The 17,855-nt window shown below is 45.7% G+C and carries 16 protein-coding genes; 6 read left to right on the top strand and 10 right to left on the bottom strand.

Features of this window, described 5'->3' with window-relative positions; translation table 11 throughout:
* Positions 1–125: 125 nt before the first annotated feature.
* From SIC45_RS06855 to SIC45_RS06845, 3 genes are all read right to left on the bottom strand, one after another.
* Positions 126–911 carry an SDR family NAD(P)-dependent oxidoreductase gene (locus SIC45_RS06855; RefSeq protein WP_319631558.1) on the bottom strand — a complete coding sequence of 262 codons (786 nt, stop codon included), beginning with the start codon at positions 909–911 and terminating at the stop codon, positions 126–128.
* A 341-nt stretch (positions 912–1,252) separates the two neighbouring features.
* Positions 1,253–1,981 (bottom strand): Na-translocating system protein MpsC family protein, encoded by a 729-nt coding sequence (locus tag SIC45_RS06850; protein WP_319631557.1) that lies wholly within the window; start codon positions 1,979–1,981, stop codon positions 1,253–1,255.
* A gap of 263 nt (positions 1,982–2,244) precedes the next feature.
* On the bottom strand, positions 2,245–2,598 hold the full coding sequence (locus SIC45_RS06845) for an AraC family transcriptional regulator (protein WP_319631556.1): 354 nt from the start codon (positions 2,596–2,598) through the stop codon (positions 2,245–2,247).
* 408 nt (positions 2,599–3,006) lie between these two features.
* On the opposite strand from SIC45_RS06845, the gene SIC45_RS06840 reads away from it, so the two are divergent.
* Both SIC45_RS06840 and SIC45_RS06835 read left to right on the top strand, forming a co-directional pair.
* The gene (locus SIC45_RS06840) at positions 3,007–3,441 is read left to right on the top strand and encodes a universal stress protein (RefSeq protein WP_319631555.1); all 435 of its coding nucleotides are present in this window, start codon (positions 3,007–3,009) and stop codon (positions 3,439–3,441) included.
* An 83-nt stretch (positions 3,442–3,524) separates the two neighbouring features.
* The gene (locus SIC45_RS06835) at positions 3,525–4,418 is read left to right on the top strand and encodes a diacylglycerol kinase family lipid kinase (RefSeq protein WP_319631554.1); all 894 of its coding nucleotides are present in this window, start codon (positions 3,525–3,527) and stop codon (positions 4,416–4,418) included.
* A gap of 202 nt (positions 4,419–4,620) precedes the next feature.
* Here the strand turns inward: SIC45_RS06835 and SIC45_RS06830 are convergent, their stop codons facing one another.
* Positions 4,621–5,049 carry a DMT family transporter gene (locus tag SIC45_RS06830; RefSeq protein ID WP_319631553.1) on the bottom strand — a complete coding sequence of 143 codons (429 nt, stop codon included), beginning with the start codon at positions 5,047–5,049 and terminating at the stop codon, positions 4,621–4,623.
* A gap of 54 nt (positions 5,050–5,103) precedes the next feature.
* Positions 5,104–5,442, bottom strand: coding sequence for a hypothetical protein (locus SIC45_RS06825; protein WP_319631552.1), 339 nt, complete (start codon positions 5,440–5,442; stop codon positions 5,104–5,106).
* A gap of 114 nt (positions 5,443–5,556) precedes the next feature.
* Between SIC45_RS06825 and SIC45_RS06820 the strand changes: the two genes are divergently transcribed.
* From SIC45_RS06820 to SIC45_RS06805, 4 genes are all read left to right on the top strand, one after another.
* The gene (locus tag SIC45_RS06820) at positions 5,557–6,426 is read left to right on the top strand and encodes a LysR family transcriptional regulator (protein ID WP_319631551.1); all 870 of its coding nucleotides are present in this window, start codon (positions 5,557–5,559) and stop codon (positions 6,424–6,426) included.
* A gap of 352 nt (positions 6,427–6,778) precedes the next feature.
* The gene (locus SIC45_RS06815; protein WP_319632939.1) at positions 6,779–7,480 is read left to right on the top strand and encodes an HD-GYP domain-containing protein; all 702 of its coding nucleotides are present in this window, start codon (positions 6,779–6,781) and stop codon (positions 7,478–7,480) included.
* A gap of 34 nt (positions 7,481–7,514) precedes the next feature.
* Positions 7,515–8,339 (top strand): GGDEF domain-containing protein, encoded by an 825-nt coding sequence (locus tag SIC45_RS06810; protein ID WP_319631550.1) that lies wholly within the window; start codon positions 7,515–7,517, stop codon positions 8,337–8,339.
* Between the two features lie 390 nt (positions 8,340–8,729).
* The gene (locus SIC45_RS06805; RefSeq protein ID WP_319631549.1) at positions 8,730–9,008 is read left to right on the top strand and encodes a hypothetical protein; all 279 of its coding nucleotides are present in this window, start codon (positions 8,730–8,732) and stop codon (positions 9,006–9,008) included.
* Positions 9,009–9,520: 512 nt separating this feature from the next.
* Here the strand turns inward: SIC45_RS06805 and SIC45_RS06800 are convergent.
* From SIC45_RS06800 to SIC45_RS06780, 5 genes are read right to left on the bottom strand one after another with little or no spacing between them, the layout of a single operon-like run.
* Positions 9,521–10,708, bottom strand: coding sequence for a thiolase family protein (locus SIC45_RS06800; protein ID WP_319631548.1), 1,188 nt, complete (start codon positions 10,706–10,708; stop codon positions 9,521–9,523).
* Positions 10,709–10,740: 32 nt separating this feature from the next.
* A complete protein-coding gene (locus SIC45_RS06795; protein WP_319631547.1) occupies positions 10,741–12,999 on the bottom strand; it encodes a 3-hydroxyacyl-CoA dehydrogenase/enoyl-CoA hydratase family protein in 2,259 nt (752 codons plus the stop codon).
* A gap of 46 nt (positions 13,000–13,045) precedes the next feature.
* The gene (locus SIC45_RS06790) at positions 13,046–14,251 is read right to left on the bottom strand and encodes an acyl-CoA dehydrogenase family protein (protein WP_319631546.1); all 1,206 of its coding nucleotides are present in this window, start codon (positions 14,249–14,251) and stop codon (positions 13,046–13,048) included.
* 45 nt (positions 14,252–14,296) lie between these two features.
* Complete coding sequence (locus tag SIC45_RS06785) at positions 14,297–15,820, bottom strand: class I adenylate-forming enzyme family protein (RefSeq protein WP_319631545.1); 1,524 nt, start codon at positions 15,818–15,820, stop codon at positions 14,297–14,299.
* Complete coding sequence (locus tag SIC45_RS06780) at positions 15,810–17,408, bottom strand: acyl CoA:acetate/3-ketoacid CoA transferase (RefSeq protein WP_319631544.1); 1,599 nt, start codon at positions 17,406–17,408, stop codon at positions 15,810–15,812. Before SIC45_RS06780 ends, SIC45_RS06785 begins: the two co-directional genes overlap by 11 nt.
* Positions 17,409–17,855 lie beyond the last annotated feature (447 nt).

Below are 17,855 nucleotides of genomic sequence, written 5' to 3'. Positions count from 1 at the left end.
TCCTGAAGTTTTCGGCCTTAGCCAGGTGTTATTAAGAATGAGAAACAGTGAAGATAAATAATAAAAAAAGCCGGTCTCGGAGTTTTTTCCGGGACCGGTATAAATAATCACTCAAGCTTTAATTTTTACTGAGGCTTTGCTTTTTTCGCATGCTCAGCTGCTTTAACCTCTTCAGGCGTGGTTCTATTTTCTTCTGCTGCCTTCTTCGTAGCTTCATCGCCACAAACTACGTGATCCCATTTATTTTTTAAAGCGTCATATCCCTGCTGTGCTACTAGCTCTTTGTCATTTTTGTTTCTTTCATCGCCAAAGTAAGTAGAGTCCATGCCGGCATTATGGTGAAAATCCGTGTTTGTAGCACCGGGGAGCATGGCTGTTACGTTGACGCCTGTGTCTCTTAGCTCTTCTCTTAAGGATTCGGCAAACATAAAACCAAATGCCTTCGACGGTCCGTATACTGTTTCGTAAGGGGTCGGCAATGTTGCAGATAGAGATGAGACGATAAGGAGGTCTCCCTTTTTATTCGGAACCATATCCTGTACGATGCGTTTCGCCATATGCACCGTTCCCGAAATATTAATGTCTATCAGCTTCAGCTCTTCCTGTAAATCGTTTTCTAAAAAGGAACCGCCGATGCTGACACCGACATTTAAAACAGCCGCATCCAGCTTTCTGTCCTTACTTTTCACAAATTTCCAAAAGGAGTCCACACCCTCGTACGTCGATGCATCTGCCTGGTGGGGATATGCCTCCACCCCGTAGCTTTTAATAGTCTCCGCCGCTTCAAAAATACGTTCGCTTGACCCCGAAATCGCAATATCATACCCATCCTGGGCGAACAGTTTTGCAAGCTCCAGTCCTAATCCTGAGGATCCACCGGTAATCATGGTAAACGGACGTTCATTGGACATATTATTTACTCCTTGCTTATTTTTCTGATAATCATCTGCTAAGAAATGCACGTACTATCATAAAATTGGTAAAAATCGTCGCAGGGCCTCTTATTCTGATTACAGCCTTCCTGCAATCCAATTTTTCTGTGAGTAAATGTGATTTATTCATGATAGTGTATTTCTTATCGTGATTAATGATACCTCTTTACCTGTTTTACGCAAGGCGGTAAACCTCTTCCTTCACTGGAAGAACGAAAAACAAATACAGCAGTGACGCTCTTTCTCGCGCACTTTTTGGTCGATCGGTTTTAAAAATGCCAAAACCTTTTCAGGCTCCGGCATTGGGAGGTTTTTCCCTGTTATTCTTCTTCCGGACTGGGCAGCGGGTCGGTCAGTAGCACGACTACGCTGTTGTCCTTGTCAAAATCCCAGTCGACAAAAATGTCGCGAACTCCGACTCCCAGCCGCTGGCTGAACTGCTCTTCGTACAATAGTCGCTTTTCCAGCTGGCGTTTCACCGTCTTGAGTGACTTTCGGTACCCGATGCGTATTAATTCCTTTTCGATCATAATTAGTACGTCCGTGCGGACCACAACTAGAGTGCGATCGTTAATTTGATGGGCATGGACCGTGCCGGGTTCTTTCTCAGTGCGCTGACTGACATTACGCACTCCTTCCCGAAGACTGGCTTGATGCGGAGATTCAGCCAGGGACGGCTGATGCTGGAACGAGGGCTCATGCAAAGCCGTCACCATGCCGGAACGGTTGGAGATATTCCAATCCACAAAAAAGCTCCAGTCTTCTTTTCCAGTCAATTGATAGATCACGTGCGCCATTTCCGGCAGCATGTTGGCCATCATGGTTTCCCGCAGCTCTTCGATCGCTTCCTTACCCCGCTGCTCCAAAAGCACTTCCTCCATCGGCGCCAAAAACCGCCGGATGTGAATAACGACACTATGCGGATCCAGGCTGACGTAGACGGACTCCGGGCCACGGCCAAAGTGTTCGCGTAACACCCGGCTCATGTAGCTTCCGAGTTCCTTTTCCTGATTTTGACGGGATCGCTGCTGAATATCGCCAGGCAGCATAGGACACACTCCTTTCTTTTTATCCATCACAAAAAAAGCCGAAGATGTCTGCATGGTACCTACAGATCCTCTTCGGCTTGTACGACAGGCGCTTAATGTCCTCGTATTGCGACCGCTATTAAGATGGAGACATGGTAAATCCGTTCCCGCTCGTCCACGGGTGAAACCTTTTTTCTTTAATATTTTTCAAATTATTCCAGGATGTGCCACAGCTTCCTTCTGGCTTGCAGGTTTAACTATGGTTCTTCCGGCCTCAAAAGCTCTCAGGATTGATATGCATATCGGTACGCACTGGGAGACAGGCCCTGGTGAATGCGAAATTGGGCCGTAAAGTAATCCTGGCCGTTAAAACGAAGCCGTTTGGCAATTGCACGAATGGAATAATCAGTTTCGGTCAGCAGGCAGGCAGCGACTTCCATACGCCGCTTTCGAATGTAACCGGGAATCGTTTGGCCCAGCGAAGTATTTACTACCCGGGACAATATGTAAGGCTTGGTTTCCAACGCCTCGGCCAACTGGGGCACCGCGAGCCGGTGCTGAATATTGTCATCGACATACTGCATAAACATGGCAGCCAGGGGCTGGTCGCATCGGGAATCATATAGCTGTTGTGGCATCGGTCGGCCCCCTTCTTTTCTTCATAACCGTGGCTTTTAAAAAAAGAACATATGTTTTGTTCAGTATATCATCTTAAGTACGAAAAATCACCCTTAGGTTCCCTCTCTTAAGTACTTATTAAGAAACAAGTTTAACAACGATTAGTGCCCTCCCATGTTTTACCGCTTCACTTACCGGGTAAACTGTTCGAGAAAGGATTATGGTTCTTCCAGAGAGGAACCAGTCCTCCCCCTCATATGCGGCAGCAATGGATAGATATTAAAGCTAAGCCATCAGCCAGAAAAAGAGTACTTTCTCTTTTTCTGGTTTTTTATTGTTTTATGAAACCATTTTCATTTTGACTTTTTTTATTTCCCCCCTGGAAAAATAATACGTACTAATGTTTTTAACAGAAAGGAAGACCAGCTATGGAACAATTTCACCGTATACTAGTCGGCGTTGAAACTCTCGAAGCCACCTCACATGACCCGCTTGCACAGGCTGTTCAATTAGCACAGGAGCACCAGGCGACATTACTTATTGCCTTTATGATGGATACCAAAGGCTACGCCTCCTTCGAACGCATGGATCCGAACGGCTTCCGCCGGCTTCAGGACAAGGCTTCCTCCCAGCTTCAGCGCTCCAAAGAATGGGCCGTCGAACAGGGCGTTCCTCACGTGGAGACCGTGATGGAACCTGGTCTGCCAAAACGGGACATCGGAAAACTTTGTGCCAGATATGAAACAGATCTAGTTGTTCTCGGGGACTCAGGAGCTTCCAAAATCGACCGGGCGCTTCTCGGCAGTACAGCCAAAAGCGTCCGAAAAAAAGTTGAATGCAACGTAAAAGTTATTTCAACGTAATTAGAAGCTCCAGTATAATGATACTCATGCCAGAATAAACAATGTGAATCCGATTCCCTATTTTTATGAAAAAGGAGCTTTTAATGTCGAACGCCATGCTCATCATCAACCCATCCTCCGGCAAAGAAGAAGCAATGTCCTATGAAGCTTCTGCCATCAAGGTACTAAAGGAATTGTATTCCAGCGTTACGATTCGCTACACTAAACAGGCTGGAGACGCCAAAGATCTGGCTCAGCAGGCATGCGAGCAGGAATTTGATGCCCTGGTTTCTTTAGGCGGCGACGGCACCATTAATGAATGCATCAACGGCCTCGCCGGCCAGGCCTATCAGCCGGCCTTTGGCTTTCTTCCGCTCGGTACGGTCAACGATTTTGCCCGTGCTCTCGGGCTGCCCTTAGACCCTGCAGAAGCTGTACAGGTGCTTCGGCACCAGCACATCGTTCCTGTCGATATTGGACGCATCGACCAGACGTATTTCATGAACGTTCTGGCCATCGGTGCCATTGCAGAAGCAGTTTATAACGTAAGCCCTGAGCAAAAGTCCATGTGGGGGCCGTTCGCCTATGTGATGGAAGGCACCAAAGCCTTCAAAAACCATACGCCGTTTTCCCTGACGCTCACCCACGATGAGGGGGTATGGGAGGGAGATGTTTATCTTGCCCTGGTCGCTTTAACTAACTCCGTGGGAGGCATCGAGTCCCTGGCTCCTCAGGCAGAGATCCACGATGGATGCTTCCACGTGTTTATTGTTAAGCAGCTCGGGATAACCAATGTCGCCAAAATGATCCCGGAGCTCCTTCAGGGAAATCTTTCTCATCATCAGGATATTGAATACTTTACTACCACCACGCTGCAGGCGCACACCAATGAGAAGCACATCGTCAATATTGACGGAGACGAAGGACGCCCGCTTCCTTTCAGCGCCGCCGTCCTGCCGCATGAGCTCCGCATGTTTGTGCCTCCGGACGATCGATAAAAATATTCATAATTAATTGCAAAACCATGTTTGACTTTATGTAATGGAAGGAATGTCCAATATGTATATATTTATCCAGTATATACGCCCCTTTATGCTATCTAACGCATAAGCTTATGGTAACCCCGAGCGTCCAACGCTTCGGGGACTTTTTTTACGTACAGCAGTAGTTGAAAGAATCAGACCAGGATAAATTTCTCCTTTAATGGTAAAACAGATACAGTGCCACTCCAATCAATCCGACGGCGGCCAGACGCGAGGCATCCACCGGGATTTCCGGCGTTCCAAAGGCACCAAAATGGTCCAGAAGCATTCCAAGCAGCAATTGTCCGGCAATCCCGGCGGTAATTGCCGCTGATGCCCCGATCCTCGGAACGGCCAGGATGATACAGACAATATAAAAAGCACCCAGCGCTCCCACCGTCCATTTCCAGAACGAGAAGGAAGAAAACGAAAACGAAAGTCCTCCCTGCGCCAGCGCGCTCACAAATAAGCAAACGGTCCCGACAAAATAAGCGATAAAGGCCGCCTGTAAACTTCCTATTTCGCCCCCGATTTCTCCGTTTACACCGGCCTGAAACGCGAGCGCCGCCCCTCCGATAAAGCATAATACTATTAACAGCCAGGCCATGCTACTTCTCCCCCTTTAATTTTTAAAACCTATGGACCCGTATGGTTCAGCTTCCTATCGTTTCTCGCCTTTTAGCCTGCTGCGTTGCTGATACAGCACATATCCCGTCCAGCTCAATGCCCCCGGCAGAACCCATAACACGGTTAAATATAATGTACCCAAAACCGCAACCCCTGCGGCCCAGTACGCAGCCAGAGGCCACCGCCCGAATGCGAGAGCCGCCAGAATAAAAGAACAGACGGGCATTACGATTTCTCCACCACCTGCTGTCATTCCTACCGCTGTCCAGCCTGGAAATTTCTGCGTCGCCTGCCACAGCCACGGCCAGCAGATGCCAATCCCCGTTCCCAGTAATCCGGCAAGAATCCAGCACGTTCGTTCCTCGTGATGCATGCTTTTTCGCTCCCTCTTCCTATGATAGGTTCTACGATACATCACCCAATCGATCATGAATAATGATAAAATAATATAGAAGCTATCATAAAAACAGATACCCGGAGGCGAGAAATGAATATTCAGACCCTACAGCTGTTTCGTGCCCTTGCGCACGAGAAAAATATCTCCAGGGTCGCGAGCAAATGGAATTATGTACAGTCGAATGTGACCGGCCACCTGAAGCGACTGGAGCATGAGCTCGGTGTCCCTCTTTTCCACCGGCATTCCAGAGGCCTTACGCTCACTCCGCAGGGAACCTATGTACTTGCCTGTGTGGAGGACATGCTTTCCTCGTGGGAGCATTTGCAGGATACGGTTTCCCGTTCATCCCTGCCCTATGAGCCCCTGGTTCTCGGATCCATCAATTCCATGGCGGCCACTCATCTGCCTGCGTTAATGTCGTCGCTCCATCAGGCCCTTCCATCCATCGATGTAACATTGCGCTACGGCATTACGGAGGAATTGGTCCAGCAGGTGCTGCAGCATGAATGCCAAGGAGCCTTTGTCACCGGCCCCGTGCGTCACCCGGCCCTCCATCAGCACGTATTTTCCACAGAAACCCTTACGCTCGTTTCCAACCCGCTGGTGCTTCCGCTCGAGAGTCTCCAGGACGTGCATCAGCAGACCGTTCTTGTGCTGGAGCCGGGGTGCATGTTCCGGGAACGCCTGCTGCAGATGATTCATCAGGAAGGCATCATTCCAAAACAGGTGATCACCTTTTCGAATCTCGAATCATTATTGGGACATGTCCGGGCCGGGATGGGAATCGCAATGCTCTCGGAACGATACGTTCGTTCGTTTCAGGATGACTACATCGCGTGCACGCCGGTGCCACCAGCCCACGCCCGGGTGGATATTTCCTTTGTTTATTCTCCGGCAAGCGAACAGCACCGCTCCTTCCAGGCTTTTCAGGACATCATGCATGAATCCCTGCGTTCTTAGTCTTGATGAAGCTCCCTTTAAAAAGATTCAAAAAGTAAGAAGCCATTTTTACACAATGGTTTCTTTTTTTATCCATTTTCCATTCAGTATGCTGTGATTTTTTCTCTTAAATGATCATGCTGAGCCAATTCTATTCCTTTCCCTTCATTACAAACATTTTTGGATACACCGGCATAATAGTGGGCTTATATCGCTATCGCACCCGGGAATTTTTCATGCTTATCGACCTGACCCAGATTAAATTAAAGACGGGAAAACCAATTTAACAGGCAATTTGGTTTATTTATTCTCTCCTTTGTGCTATAACAAAAGTACCATTTTAACAGGCAGGCGGTGCTTCGTATTGACTCCCATGACCGTAGATCTTCTTCTTTCCCAAACGTATTTACATCAGCTGTGGCAAAAACACTGGCCAGATAAAACGAGTTTTGTACATAATTTGGAGTTGGACTTTCAGCAATACGAGTCGTTGTTTCTATCGCTTTGCCGGGACGACCGTATCCATCCTTTGATAGCCAGGTTACAATCTTTGGGCCCCGAAACGTACCATCATTCATTGGATGTGTTTCTCCTTGGAAACGTGCTGGCGGATTATCTGCAGATGGAGATGGCAGAACTTGCAGCTGGTTTCCTGCTGCATGATGTGGGGAAAACATACATATCTTCATCCATTCTTCAAAAATCAGCTGCCTTAACACCGGAAGAATGGGAGGCTGTTCAGGAGCATCCCATGCAGGGATATCATTTGCTCCGGGCGCATGGACTGGAGGATTCAATAGCTCACATGGCTTTGTATCACCATGAACGTGGTAACCAAACGGGCTACCCCTTCGGACTACCGGCAGGGGAATTACCCGCCCCGCTTCGACTGCTTAGTGTCGTGGATGTGTATTCGGCCCTGACACTTCCCCGTTCCTACCGAAAAGCCATGACGCCGGCCCAGGCGTTATGTCATCTTCGTAAGCATACTGAGGAGTTGGATGCTGTCTATATTCATGCCCTTCCCGATATTTTACACACCCGTGAACCAGATCCCGAAACTCCTCTCTCCTAACATCCAGGAGAAGCAGCAGAAAGGAAGGAAATATATGCGATACAATTATCTTCACGGGATGGCACTGGTGTATTTAAGTTTTGGCATCGTGGTGGGCATCGCTTTTTCACTAATCATGCCGCTTGTAATCCCAGTTTCCGCCGAACTTCAGCGTTTATTTACCATCGCCTCCATCAGTGCGGGCATTCTTTTAGGTGTGTTAAACTTTTGTCTCTTTTTTGCCTTCGTCCGCCGTTGTATCACTCACTTTCAGTCCGTCTTAACGGCGGTTCGTGCCGGTGATTTAAGTGCGCGTGCGTCCTTTCGTTCTTCCGGGATGATTGGCCGGATGACCAAAGATTTGAACCGAACGATTGCCCACCTGGAGAAAACCCGCAACGAGGTGCGCACGGATGACCTGACCCGCCTTCCGAACCGGGTGGCGCTGCAGCAGGTGTTCCGCGAGCACACATTTCTTCCGACCTCCCGCTATGCCCTGTATTTTCTGGATGTCGATCAGTTCAAAATTATCAACGATACATATGGTCATCTCACCGGCGACCGTGTACTCCGCTGCGTGGCCGACGCGCTGCAGCATACGATCGAGTCCGACCATACCGCCTACCGACTGAGCGGAGATGAATTTATTGTCCTTGGACCGATTCCCTCCCCCGAACTGTCGAACGAGGAATGGGCGGAACGATTGCATGAACGTATTGATCAAACCTGTGCCGTTAGCATCGATACCTTTACCGTGCGGGTCAGTGTCGGCCGATATGATTTCTGCCCCCGGGAAACTGATTTACTGACGGTACTGGCCCAGGCGGACGACACCATGTATCAGGCCAAACACGAGCGCTCCACCTCGGTTTCCACTTAAACAGCCGGCCTGTCCATAGCGTTGCTGGCAGCAGCTCCTTTTTAATGAAACAGGCATCCCTGACTTCTTAAAGCCAGGGATGCCTGTTTTCTATTTTCCGTGATAAATGGCTGAAAAGATAATTTTACTGCATGCTGATATAAATAATGCAGCTTATCGTCATATCTTTTGCAACTTTCTCCAAGAGTGCCTTTGCTCTGCTTTTCCAATTTAATCAACCATGTACAAAGCGGATATCCAGCGTAATATGAAACTAAATTGATAGCCGGAAGCAAAAAGGCCAGGACGTTCTGGCAATATGGGAGGATCGGGAAATGGCACTATTTGAAGGAAATATATGTTAAATTGAGGAGGAGGCGAATAGAGAAAAATGTTTTATAGGGGGCTGACATGCAAAAATGGGAATGGTTCGCCGTTGCTTTAATCCTTAATCTTGCATTAAGTGCCGTATTGACCTTTTATGCTACAGGATTAAGAATATACGGGCTTGCAGAAGGCGGCGGGACTTATCATTCAGGGTATTTAACAGCTCTTGGCTGGGTGATTGCTTTTTTGATGACTCTATATACGCTTTGGAAGAAATCCACCATATGGTTTGTGCTCACAGTCATTGCCGGGTGGATGTTACCGGTCGTCTTCTTCTTTAACCCGATCTTTTATTATAGATAACAAACACTATAATAAAGGGGGAATAGATGTAACACAGTGGAGGGAACGGGCCTGCCGGGGTCCGTTTTTTCATTTATTGTGCTTGATTTTACCTAAATAGAATAAAAAAGCTCCGGTACTTATTAATACCGCTAATACATAAACGAGTTCCATTCATAGTCACCTCAATTTCCATCATCGGTGGAAGTACTTGACTGTCTTCGTTGAAAGTAAAAGAAAATGCCAATCGAACTGGCCAGGACAAGGCATCATAATATGAATAACCCTCCCGGTATATCAATGATATGACGCAAGTCCATGAGAATAAAAGCAAACGATATAGTACCAAGTAATTGATAGGCCAGTCTTAATACCTTCATGTTTTCCTCCTTAATCCTGCATTTATCAGCAATTTTTGTTTAAAACAAAAGTGGGGATGTCCCAAAAATAGGACAGCCCCCTGGATATTTACGGATACCTGATAATTGTTTAGGCGAACAAAGATAACTGACACATTAAAACGTCGGAGTCAACTATCTGATGTATTCAAATATTCCTGCAGCCCCCATGCCTCCTCCAATGCACATAGTCACCATGCCATACTTGGAATCTGGTCTTTTTTTCATTTCCGCAAGCAGCTTTGCAGTCAGCATTGCTCCTGATGCCCCAAGAGGGTGGCCTAATGAGATGGCGCCTCCATTAACATTCGTTTTAGTCATATCTAACCCTGTCTGCCTGATAGAGGCCACCGTTTGTGCTGCAAATGCTTCATTCAGTTCGATTAAATCCATATCATCAACCGTCAGGTCAGTTAATTTTAACACATCCGGAATTGCATAAGCGGGACCAATCCCCATGATTTTTGGATCAACACCCGCTGCCTTGAAGCCCACGAATCGTGCAATAGGGGTGACGCCTAATTCTTTAACTTTGTCTCCCGACATTACAACCACAAAGCCTGAGCCATCTGTAAGCGGGGCGGATGAACCGGCTGTTACTGTTCCATCAGCTTTGAACACAGTGGGCAGCTTCGCTAAATCCTTCATATTGGTATCAGGGCGCACCAGTTCGTCCGTGTCGAATATATCTTTTGTTACTACTGGGCCGTCATTATTGTACGTAACCTTAGTTACATTAATCGGAATAATCTCGTCATCAAACTTTCTTGAATCCTGGGCATTTTTAGCACGCTGATGACTTTGCACCGCATAAGCGTCCTGATCCTCCCGTGAGACGTTATATTTTTCAGCTACCATCTCGGCGGTCAGCCCCATTGGGTAGGATACTCCGGCCTCTTCCTCCTGGAGTATTGGACTGTTTACCGGCTCATTTCCCCCCATCGGAACGGCACTCATCAGTTCAACTCCGCCGGCTGCTATAATATCTGCCTGGCCAGACACAATCTGATTAGCCGCCATCGCGATTGTTTGAAGCCCTGAAGAACAATAACGATTCACCGTCTGGGCCGGAACGTCTTCCGACAGCCCGGCAAGCAACGCAATCGAACGCGCGATATTTTGTCCCTGCAGGCCTTCAGGAAAAGCATTGCCAACAATAACGTCCTGCACCATATCTGGACGGAATTGACCACCTACCCGGTCCAGTACCCCTTTTAGTACCTGTGCTGCCACTTCATCAGGTCTTTCGTGAGCCATGGCACCACTTAATTTTCCTTTAGCTGAAGCAGAACGCCCATAAGCTACTATATACGCATCTTGCACTGACCTTCACCCTTTCCTTGCTACCACAAATTTTAATTTCGCAGAGGCTCGCCTGCAGCCAGCATATGAGTAATTCGCTCGTACGTTTTTTCGTTTTGTAACAGCATTAAGAACTTTTGTTTTTCAAGCTTTTGAAGGTATTTTTGATTAATATAGGTGTTACGCGGAAGGTCTCCTCCGGATAAAACATCGGCAACACTCAAAGTGATTGTATAATCATGATCGCTAATGAAGTTTCCAACTCGCTGGGCATCCAGCTGGCCTTGAGCTAGTGCTTTATAATCTCTGCCTAAAGCAAAATAGGTCAACTTCGGCTGCGGAACATAATTTGTTTCCACTTCAAACTGCGCTCGTTTTAAGGCTATTTCTACTCTTTTCTCTGTATTCAATATAATGGAGTCGGTTTCTCTTAGATAACCATACCTGAGCGCTTCATAAGCGTTCGTTGATACTTTCGCGAACCCTACATTCGTTAGTACTTTCGTCATTGATTCCTGTTTATCGTTGTGCTTATGGCTCGTTCCGAGAATCCGGTCCGCCATTTCGGCAAGGCCGCCACCGCTTGGAAGCAGTCCCACCCCTGCTTCTACAAGTCCCATGTACGTTTCACTTGCAGCTACTACCACCGGTGAATGAAGGACCAATTCACAACCGCCACCTAAAGCTTTCCCGTGGACGGCTGTCACCACGGGCTTAAGTGCATATTTAAGGCGGCTGAAGCTCTCGTGCAGCTTTTCAATGGCAGGCCCCACGATCTCTTCCACTTTGTTTTCTTCATGTGCTTTTTTCATCAGATACAGGTTGGCACCCACGCTGAAGTTGTTTCCTTCTGCATAGATGACCATGCTTGAGTAATCCTCGTTTTCTAAAAGGTCAATAGAGTCGATTAAATCATCAGCAAAGCCATCGGTAATAATATTATTATTACTTTGTAGCTTCAGTAACAGTTGGTCTCTATTTGCAATAGAAAGACTGGAATCTTCCCTGTTCCATAGTTCACTATCTGTAAACGCTGATACAGGAGTCACACGCTCAATCGACTCACCTTCAGCATAAAATGATGTACTGCGTTTTTCTATCCATTCCGGTAACGGCCCCAGCTCCCGCTGCATGCGTTCCTTGACGCGTTCGAAGCCCATCAGGTCCCATAGCTGGAAGGGGCCTTTTTTCCAGTTGAATCCCCATACCATGGCACGGTCTATATCTTTAAAGTCCGGTGCCGCTTTCGGCACATTCAACGCACCATAGTAGAAATTGTTTCTAAGGGTTTCCCATAAAAACCTGCCCGCTTCATCTTCAGCGTTGTAGATGATATCCATATTTGATTGCAGGTCTTTACTGAAGCTGTGCAGCAACTCAAAATCAGGCTGCTCCGGCTGTACATATTCATTGCTTTCAGGATCAAAAACCAGCAGGGATTTCTTGTCCTTCTTATAAAAACCCTGCTTGGTTTTCCTCCCCAACGCACCATGTTCCATCAGCTTTCCTGCAATTCGTGTCTCATGGAAAAATTCCTGTTCCTCCGGATCCTGCTGCAGGCCCTTGATCACGGTCGTTGCAATATCAAGCCCTACCAGATCAACAAGCCCATACGTCCCGAGGCTTGGTCTTCCAATACCGCGGCCCGTGAGTGCATCGACCTCCGCAATGGACAGGCCTGTTTTCTCTGCACGATACATCACATCATTCATTGTCTGTGTCCCTATCCGGTTAGCAACAAATGCAGGAACATCATTTGCTATGATGACACCTTTACCCAGCACATCTGCAGCAAAAGCCTGGACTTTATTTGTTACTTCAGGGGACGTATTAGGACCAGGGATAACTTCTACCAGCTTCATGATCCGGGGCGGGTTGAAGAAGTGCATACCGAAAAATCTCTCCTGCTCCGTATCATCAAACACCTGGGATATTGCCTTTATTGGAATGCCTGAGGTATTTGTGGCAAATAAGGCATCATCCTTGGCAACACGTCTCACCTGGTCCCAAATGCTATGCTTTATTTCCACTTCTTCCTTTACAGCTTCAATAAAAATATCCGAGTCATCCTGCCCAGATAAATCCTCTGCAAAATTGCCATAAGTCAGATTAGAGGCGAAGTTTAAATCAAATAATTGCGGCCGTTTCGGATCGGTAATCATATCATAGGATTTTTTTGAAATCTTGTTTGGATCATTTTCATCAACTGCCATGTCCAGCAGCTTTACTTTTAAACCTGCATTTACCAGAAGGGCAGCAATTTGGCTGCCCATTAACCCCGCGCCTAAAACGGTTGCTTTTCTCATCGTCATGAAATAACCTCCATATTTCTGAAATTTATTCAGCCACTTCCTGCAGTCAGATAAATGCAGAGTCCCCTGTTAATGCTCTCCCAATAACTAAGGCATTAATTTCATGAGTTCCCTCATAGGTGTAAATGGCTTCGGCGTCAGAGAAGAATCTCGCAATATCATATTCGGCAAGAATACCGTTGCCTCCTGTAATGCCCCGTCCCATTGCAACAGACTCCCTTAACCTTAAGGCGTTCATCATTTTTGCGGTTGAGGTTGCCACTTCGTCATACTCCCCGTTCCCCTGCATCCGGGCGAGTTGGGCAGACAGGCTCATTGCATGGGATAGGTTTCCCTGTATCATTGCCAGCTTCTCCTGAATCAACTGGTATTTACTAAGCTCTTTGCCGAATTGTTTACGTTCGGTCACATAGTCCAGAGTTGCCCGCAGGGTCCCGGCTATCGCTCCTGTCGCCATATGGGCCACACCAGCACGTGTTGAGTACAGCACCTTCGCAATGTCTTTGAAGCCGTTAATATTTTGCAGCCTCTCTTCCTCCTGGACGACAACGTTGTTTAAGTGAATATTAGCATTTGGGACAATTCTTAAAGCGATTTTATTTTCAATGACATCTATATCCACGCCGTCCTGGTCAGGCTTAATGATAAATCCCTTTGGTTTACCTGTGTCCACATCTGTAGCAAAAACTGGTATGACATCCGAAAGAGTGGCGCCGCCTATCCATTTTTTTACACCGTTTATTACCCATTTATCACCCTCACGCTTAGCCGTCGTTGCTAAACCGCCAGCTACGTCCGATCCGTGTTCAGGTTCGGTTAAAGCAAAGCAGGTCCTCAGTTCGTGAGATTGTAATTTGGGCACATAATACGCCACTTGTTCTTTACTTCCGCCAAACAGGAACGCATTGTGTCCTAAACCCTGATGCACGCCCATCAAAGTAACTAAGGAAACATCAAACCTTGCCACTGTATATAGCATGAAAAACTGAAACAGCTGACTCGCAGTCCGTTCGCCCTCCCGCCCTTCAAACAGCAATGGGTTATTGAAATAATTCAGTTTACCCATATCATTAAAAAAGTCTTCAGGCACTGTTGCATTAGCCCAGTGATCATTAATTGAATCCCGGTATTTTTCTTCCAGCAGATCATTGATTTGTTTTAAAAACTGAACTTCTCCTTCAGTTAACTCTTTAGAAATATTTAATAAATCTTCAGGATATAATTCTTTTATCAGTGCTTGCTTTTCAGCCATGGTATAGCCTCCAGTATATTCTGATAGCGCTTTCAAAAAAGTCGCTTAAAGCAATTCGTTTTTCTGATTTTCTTCCTGTGCTTTTTGATTCACCATTTTTTGCAGTTCTATTCTGTCAGGCTTCGCGGTTGAGTTTAATGGTATATCCTTCACTTTCAAATACATTCGCGGTATTTTGTAGCCTGCCAGGTGCTCTCTCACATGCTTGTCCAGTTTAGCTTCGAAATCCGGATCGTCCTCTTTCAATTGCACTACTGCAGAAACAGATTCTCCAAATTCAGGACTTTCATATCCCACTACCACCGTTTGCCTCACAAGCGGGTGCTCTGATAATACACCCTCCACTTCAGAGGGCAGAACATTTTCACCTCCGGTAATAATGAGCTCCTTTTTCCGGTTGATGATAAAGATATCTCCATCTTCATCCTGCCTGGCTAAATCACCTGTTAAGAAATACCTGCCTGCAAATGATTTTTCTGTTTCTTCCGGTTTGTTCCAATAGCCTGGAGTAACGTTTTTGCCGTTGATGGCCAATTCCCCAATTTCACCAGTTTCAACATCGTTATAATTTTCATCCAGCAGGCGCACATTCATATACATGACAGGCTTGCCAATGCTCATTGGTTTCTTTATTGCATTATGAGGTGTATTAACCATAACAAGTGGAGCTTCAGTTAAACCGTAGCCATTGACTAATGTGTAACCCATACTCTCAAATTTTTTCTGTACAGCCGGAAGCGGTGCAGATCCACCCTGTATTAAGAACTCAATATTTTTGAAGCCCTGAATATCAAGATTACCAGCTGCCAGCATGCCATAGTACATAGTTGGTATGAGCATTAAATAATCGGGCTGGTATTTTACCATCAGATCATTTAATTCCTTTCCGTCAAAATAGCGATGCAGAATCAATGTTCCGCCAGCCATTAATAACGGCAGCGACAAATCATTAAATCCAAGCACATGAAACATCGGAGTTGATACAATCGTTGTATAACCGGCATGTGTTTTATACGTCAATGCGGTATTGATCATGTTATTAACAAACGACTCGTAAGTGAACATAACCCCTTTTGGTAATCCTGTTGTCCCGCTCGTATATATTAAAGATGCAAGGTCGTCGCTTTCTACATCGACACTTTTAAATGGGAGGTGGTTTTCAGGATTAACAATGCCATCATACTCCGACGAATCGACATCCATATGAATTAGCTCCTGAGGGATTCCTCTCAGGGACTCCAGATGATTGGAGGCGTAAAAAATCAGCCTGACATTAGAATCCGAAATAATGCTTTCAATTTCTAAGGATTTCAGCCGCCAGTTAATTGGAAGGAAAACGGCTCCCAGTTTAAAAGAGGCAAACAACACATCCAGTATCGCAACATCATTTGGAGCGAATATACCGATTACATCCCCGCGTTTTACTCCCTGATCCTGCAAATAATTCGCTAAATTCTCTGCACGGATGTTTAAATCCTGATACGACCATTCTGTGCCCTTACCCGGATCAATAACCGCTGCTTTCACTCTGTCAAAATCTGATCTTGTTTTAATCCAATCATAATTCATATTTATCTTCTCCTTTATCAATATGAGTCCGATGTTGGATCGACTGCTTCAATTCCCCCCAATCATTTTGATAAATATTTTGGTCTATAATTTTCAGCTCGTCAGAAATAATAGGATCAAAATCCATCTTTGACAGAACATCCCTCTGCAAATCCAGCCCCGGACCGATTTCAATTAATTTTAAGCCTTCCTCCACCAATTGGAATACAGCTCGTTCAGTCACATAAAAAACCTGTTGGTTCAGTTCTCTCGAATACGCTGCGTTAAAATCTACACTTTGTACATTATTTACGAATTTATGCGAGTGACCTTCCTGTTCAATGATCAACTGATTATTTTCACAAGAAGACTGGCTGCCCGCAACCAGGGTCCCTGAAAAAATGATAGTCTTCACCGTTTGACTTATGTCGATAAACCCGCCACTTCCACTCATTTTATTGCCAAAGCAGGAGACATTTACGTTTCCCTGCCGGTCGATTTCCGCAAAGCTGAGAAAGGCTATGTCATGGCCGCCATGATATATAAAATCCCATGTCAGTTCATGTCGCATTCTCGCGTCGAGATTATAGTTCATTCCAAAGCGGTCTTTACTGCCAATAATTCCTCCGAATATGCCGGTATCAATATTAAGCTGAACCAAGTCCTCCGCCTGTTCCTCTTTTAATACATTTGGCAGTTCATTATTTATACCAAATCCAATACTGACTACATCCCCTTCACGTAAAAACTGGGCAGCCCGTCTTAAAATAATTTTACGGGAGCTAAGCTTCATAGGCTGCTCCTGTATATCACTCACCCGGTAGTGGCCTGATAACGCAGGATCATAATAAGCCTGCATCACCTGCTTATGATATTCGGGGTTTTCATTTATAACTACATAATCCACAAGTTCCCCGGGAATAAACACCTCATGAGGGGGAAAGCTGCCGTTTTGAACAATTTCTTTAACTTGAACAACCACCTTACCGCCATTTTGATGGGTGGCGGCCGCTACACTGTACCCTTCTCCCAGATGGGACTCATGAGTCATGAAAATATTCCCTTTTTCGTCAGCAAAAGTTCCCCGTAAAAGGGCTGCATCAATGCCAGGAAAGTCATAGTGTAAATATTCTTCTCCCTTGATTTCTAATACAGAGACTAGGCTCTCGGTGGTGACATCATTAACCATTCCGCCTGAGTTTCTAGGGTCGATACTTGTATTTAAACCTATTTTTGTAATCATCCCCGGGGAGGAAACGGAGTGATGCCGATATTGTACGGCGAGAATTCCCTGAGGGAAAAAATAGGTCTCAACTGCATTATTTTTAATCGCCTCAATAGTAGCTGGTGAGGCTGTGAGTAAGCTTGTTATTAACCGTTTAATCATTCCCCGCTGAACGAAAGCATCAAGATCAATCCCACCCCCGTAATCACTTATATCATTTGCTATGATAAACGTAAGGTTATCCGGGCTTCCAGTTTCATCGTACTCTTCAACTATATGTTTTAATATTTCTGCTGGTAAATTTCCGACAGATAAAGCGGCGACGGAAATAATATCTCCAGTGGTAATAATGTTTTTTAAATCATTGTATGAAATAACCTGCATGTCTCAACCTCCCTACAGTATTTATCCTGCTAAATTTTTACCATAAAAGTCCCCCCTTCTTTATCCTTATCCTACAGTTTTAAATTTATCATTTTATACAATAAATGTAAACGTTTTCAAACTATGCTATATGTAACTTACACCGCCTTTTTGATGATAAATATGGACATAACAGTAGGTTAGTTTGGGATATTAACCTGGAAGAAGGAAGTGTATGAAGGGAATAAAAATCATAGCATGCACACTGAGCATGATTTGTCGAACAAACACTTGCTTCTTCATCGTTCCTTCACCAGTTATTTCTAGCATCAAAAACCTCTTTAACGATAACGATCTCATCCATACGTTGAAACGTTAAAGATTTTACCATGCTACCGGTATTTACGGAATCATCGCCAAAAATGATAAAAAACGCCTAAAACCTTTAATCTTTTACATTGTGGGGAT

Source organism: Marinococcus sp. PL1-022 (genome assembly GCF_033845285.1).
GTDB lineage: Bacteria > Bacillota > Bacilli > Bacillales > Marinococcaceae > Marinococcus.
Note: the sequence above shows the minus strand (reverse complement) of the source record. Positions and strands in the feature narration are given on the sequence as shown.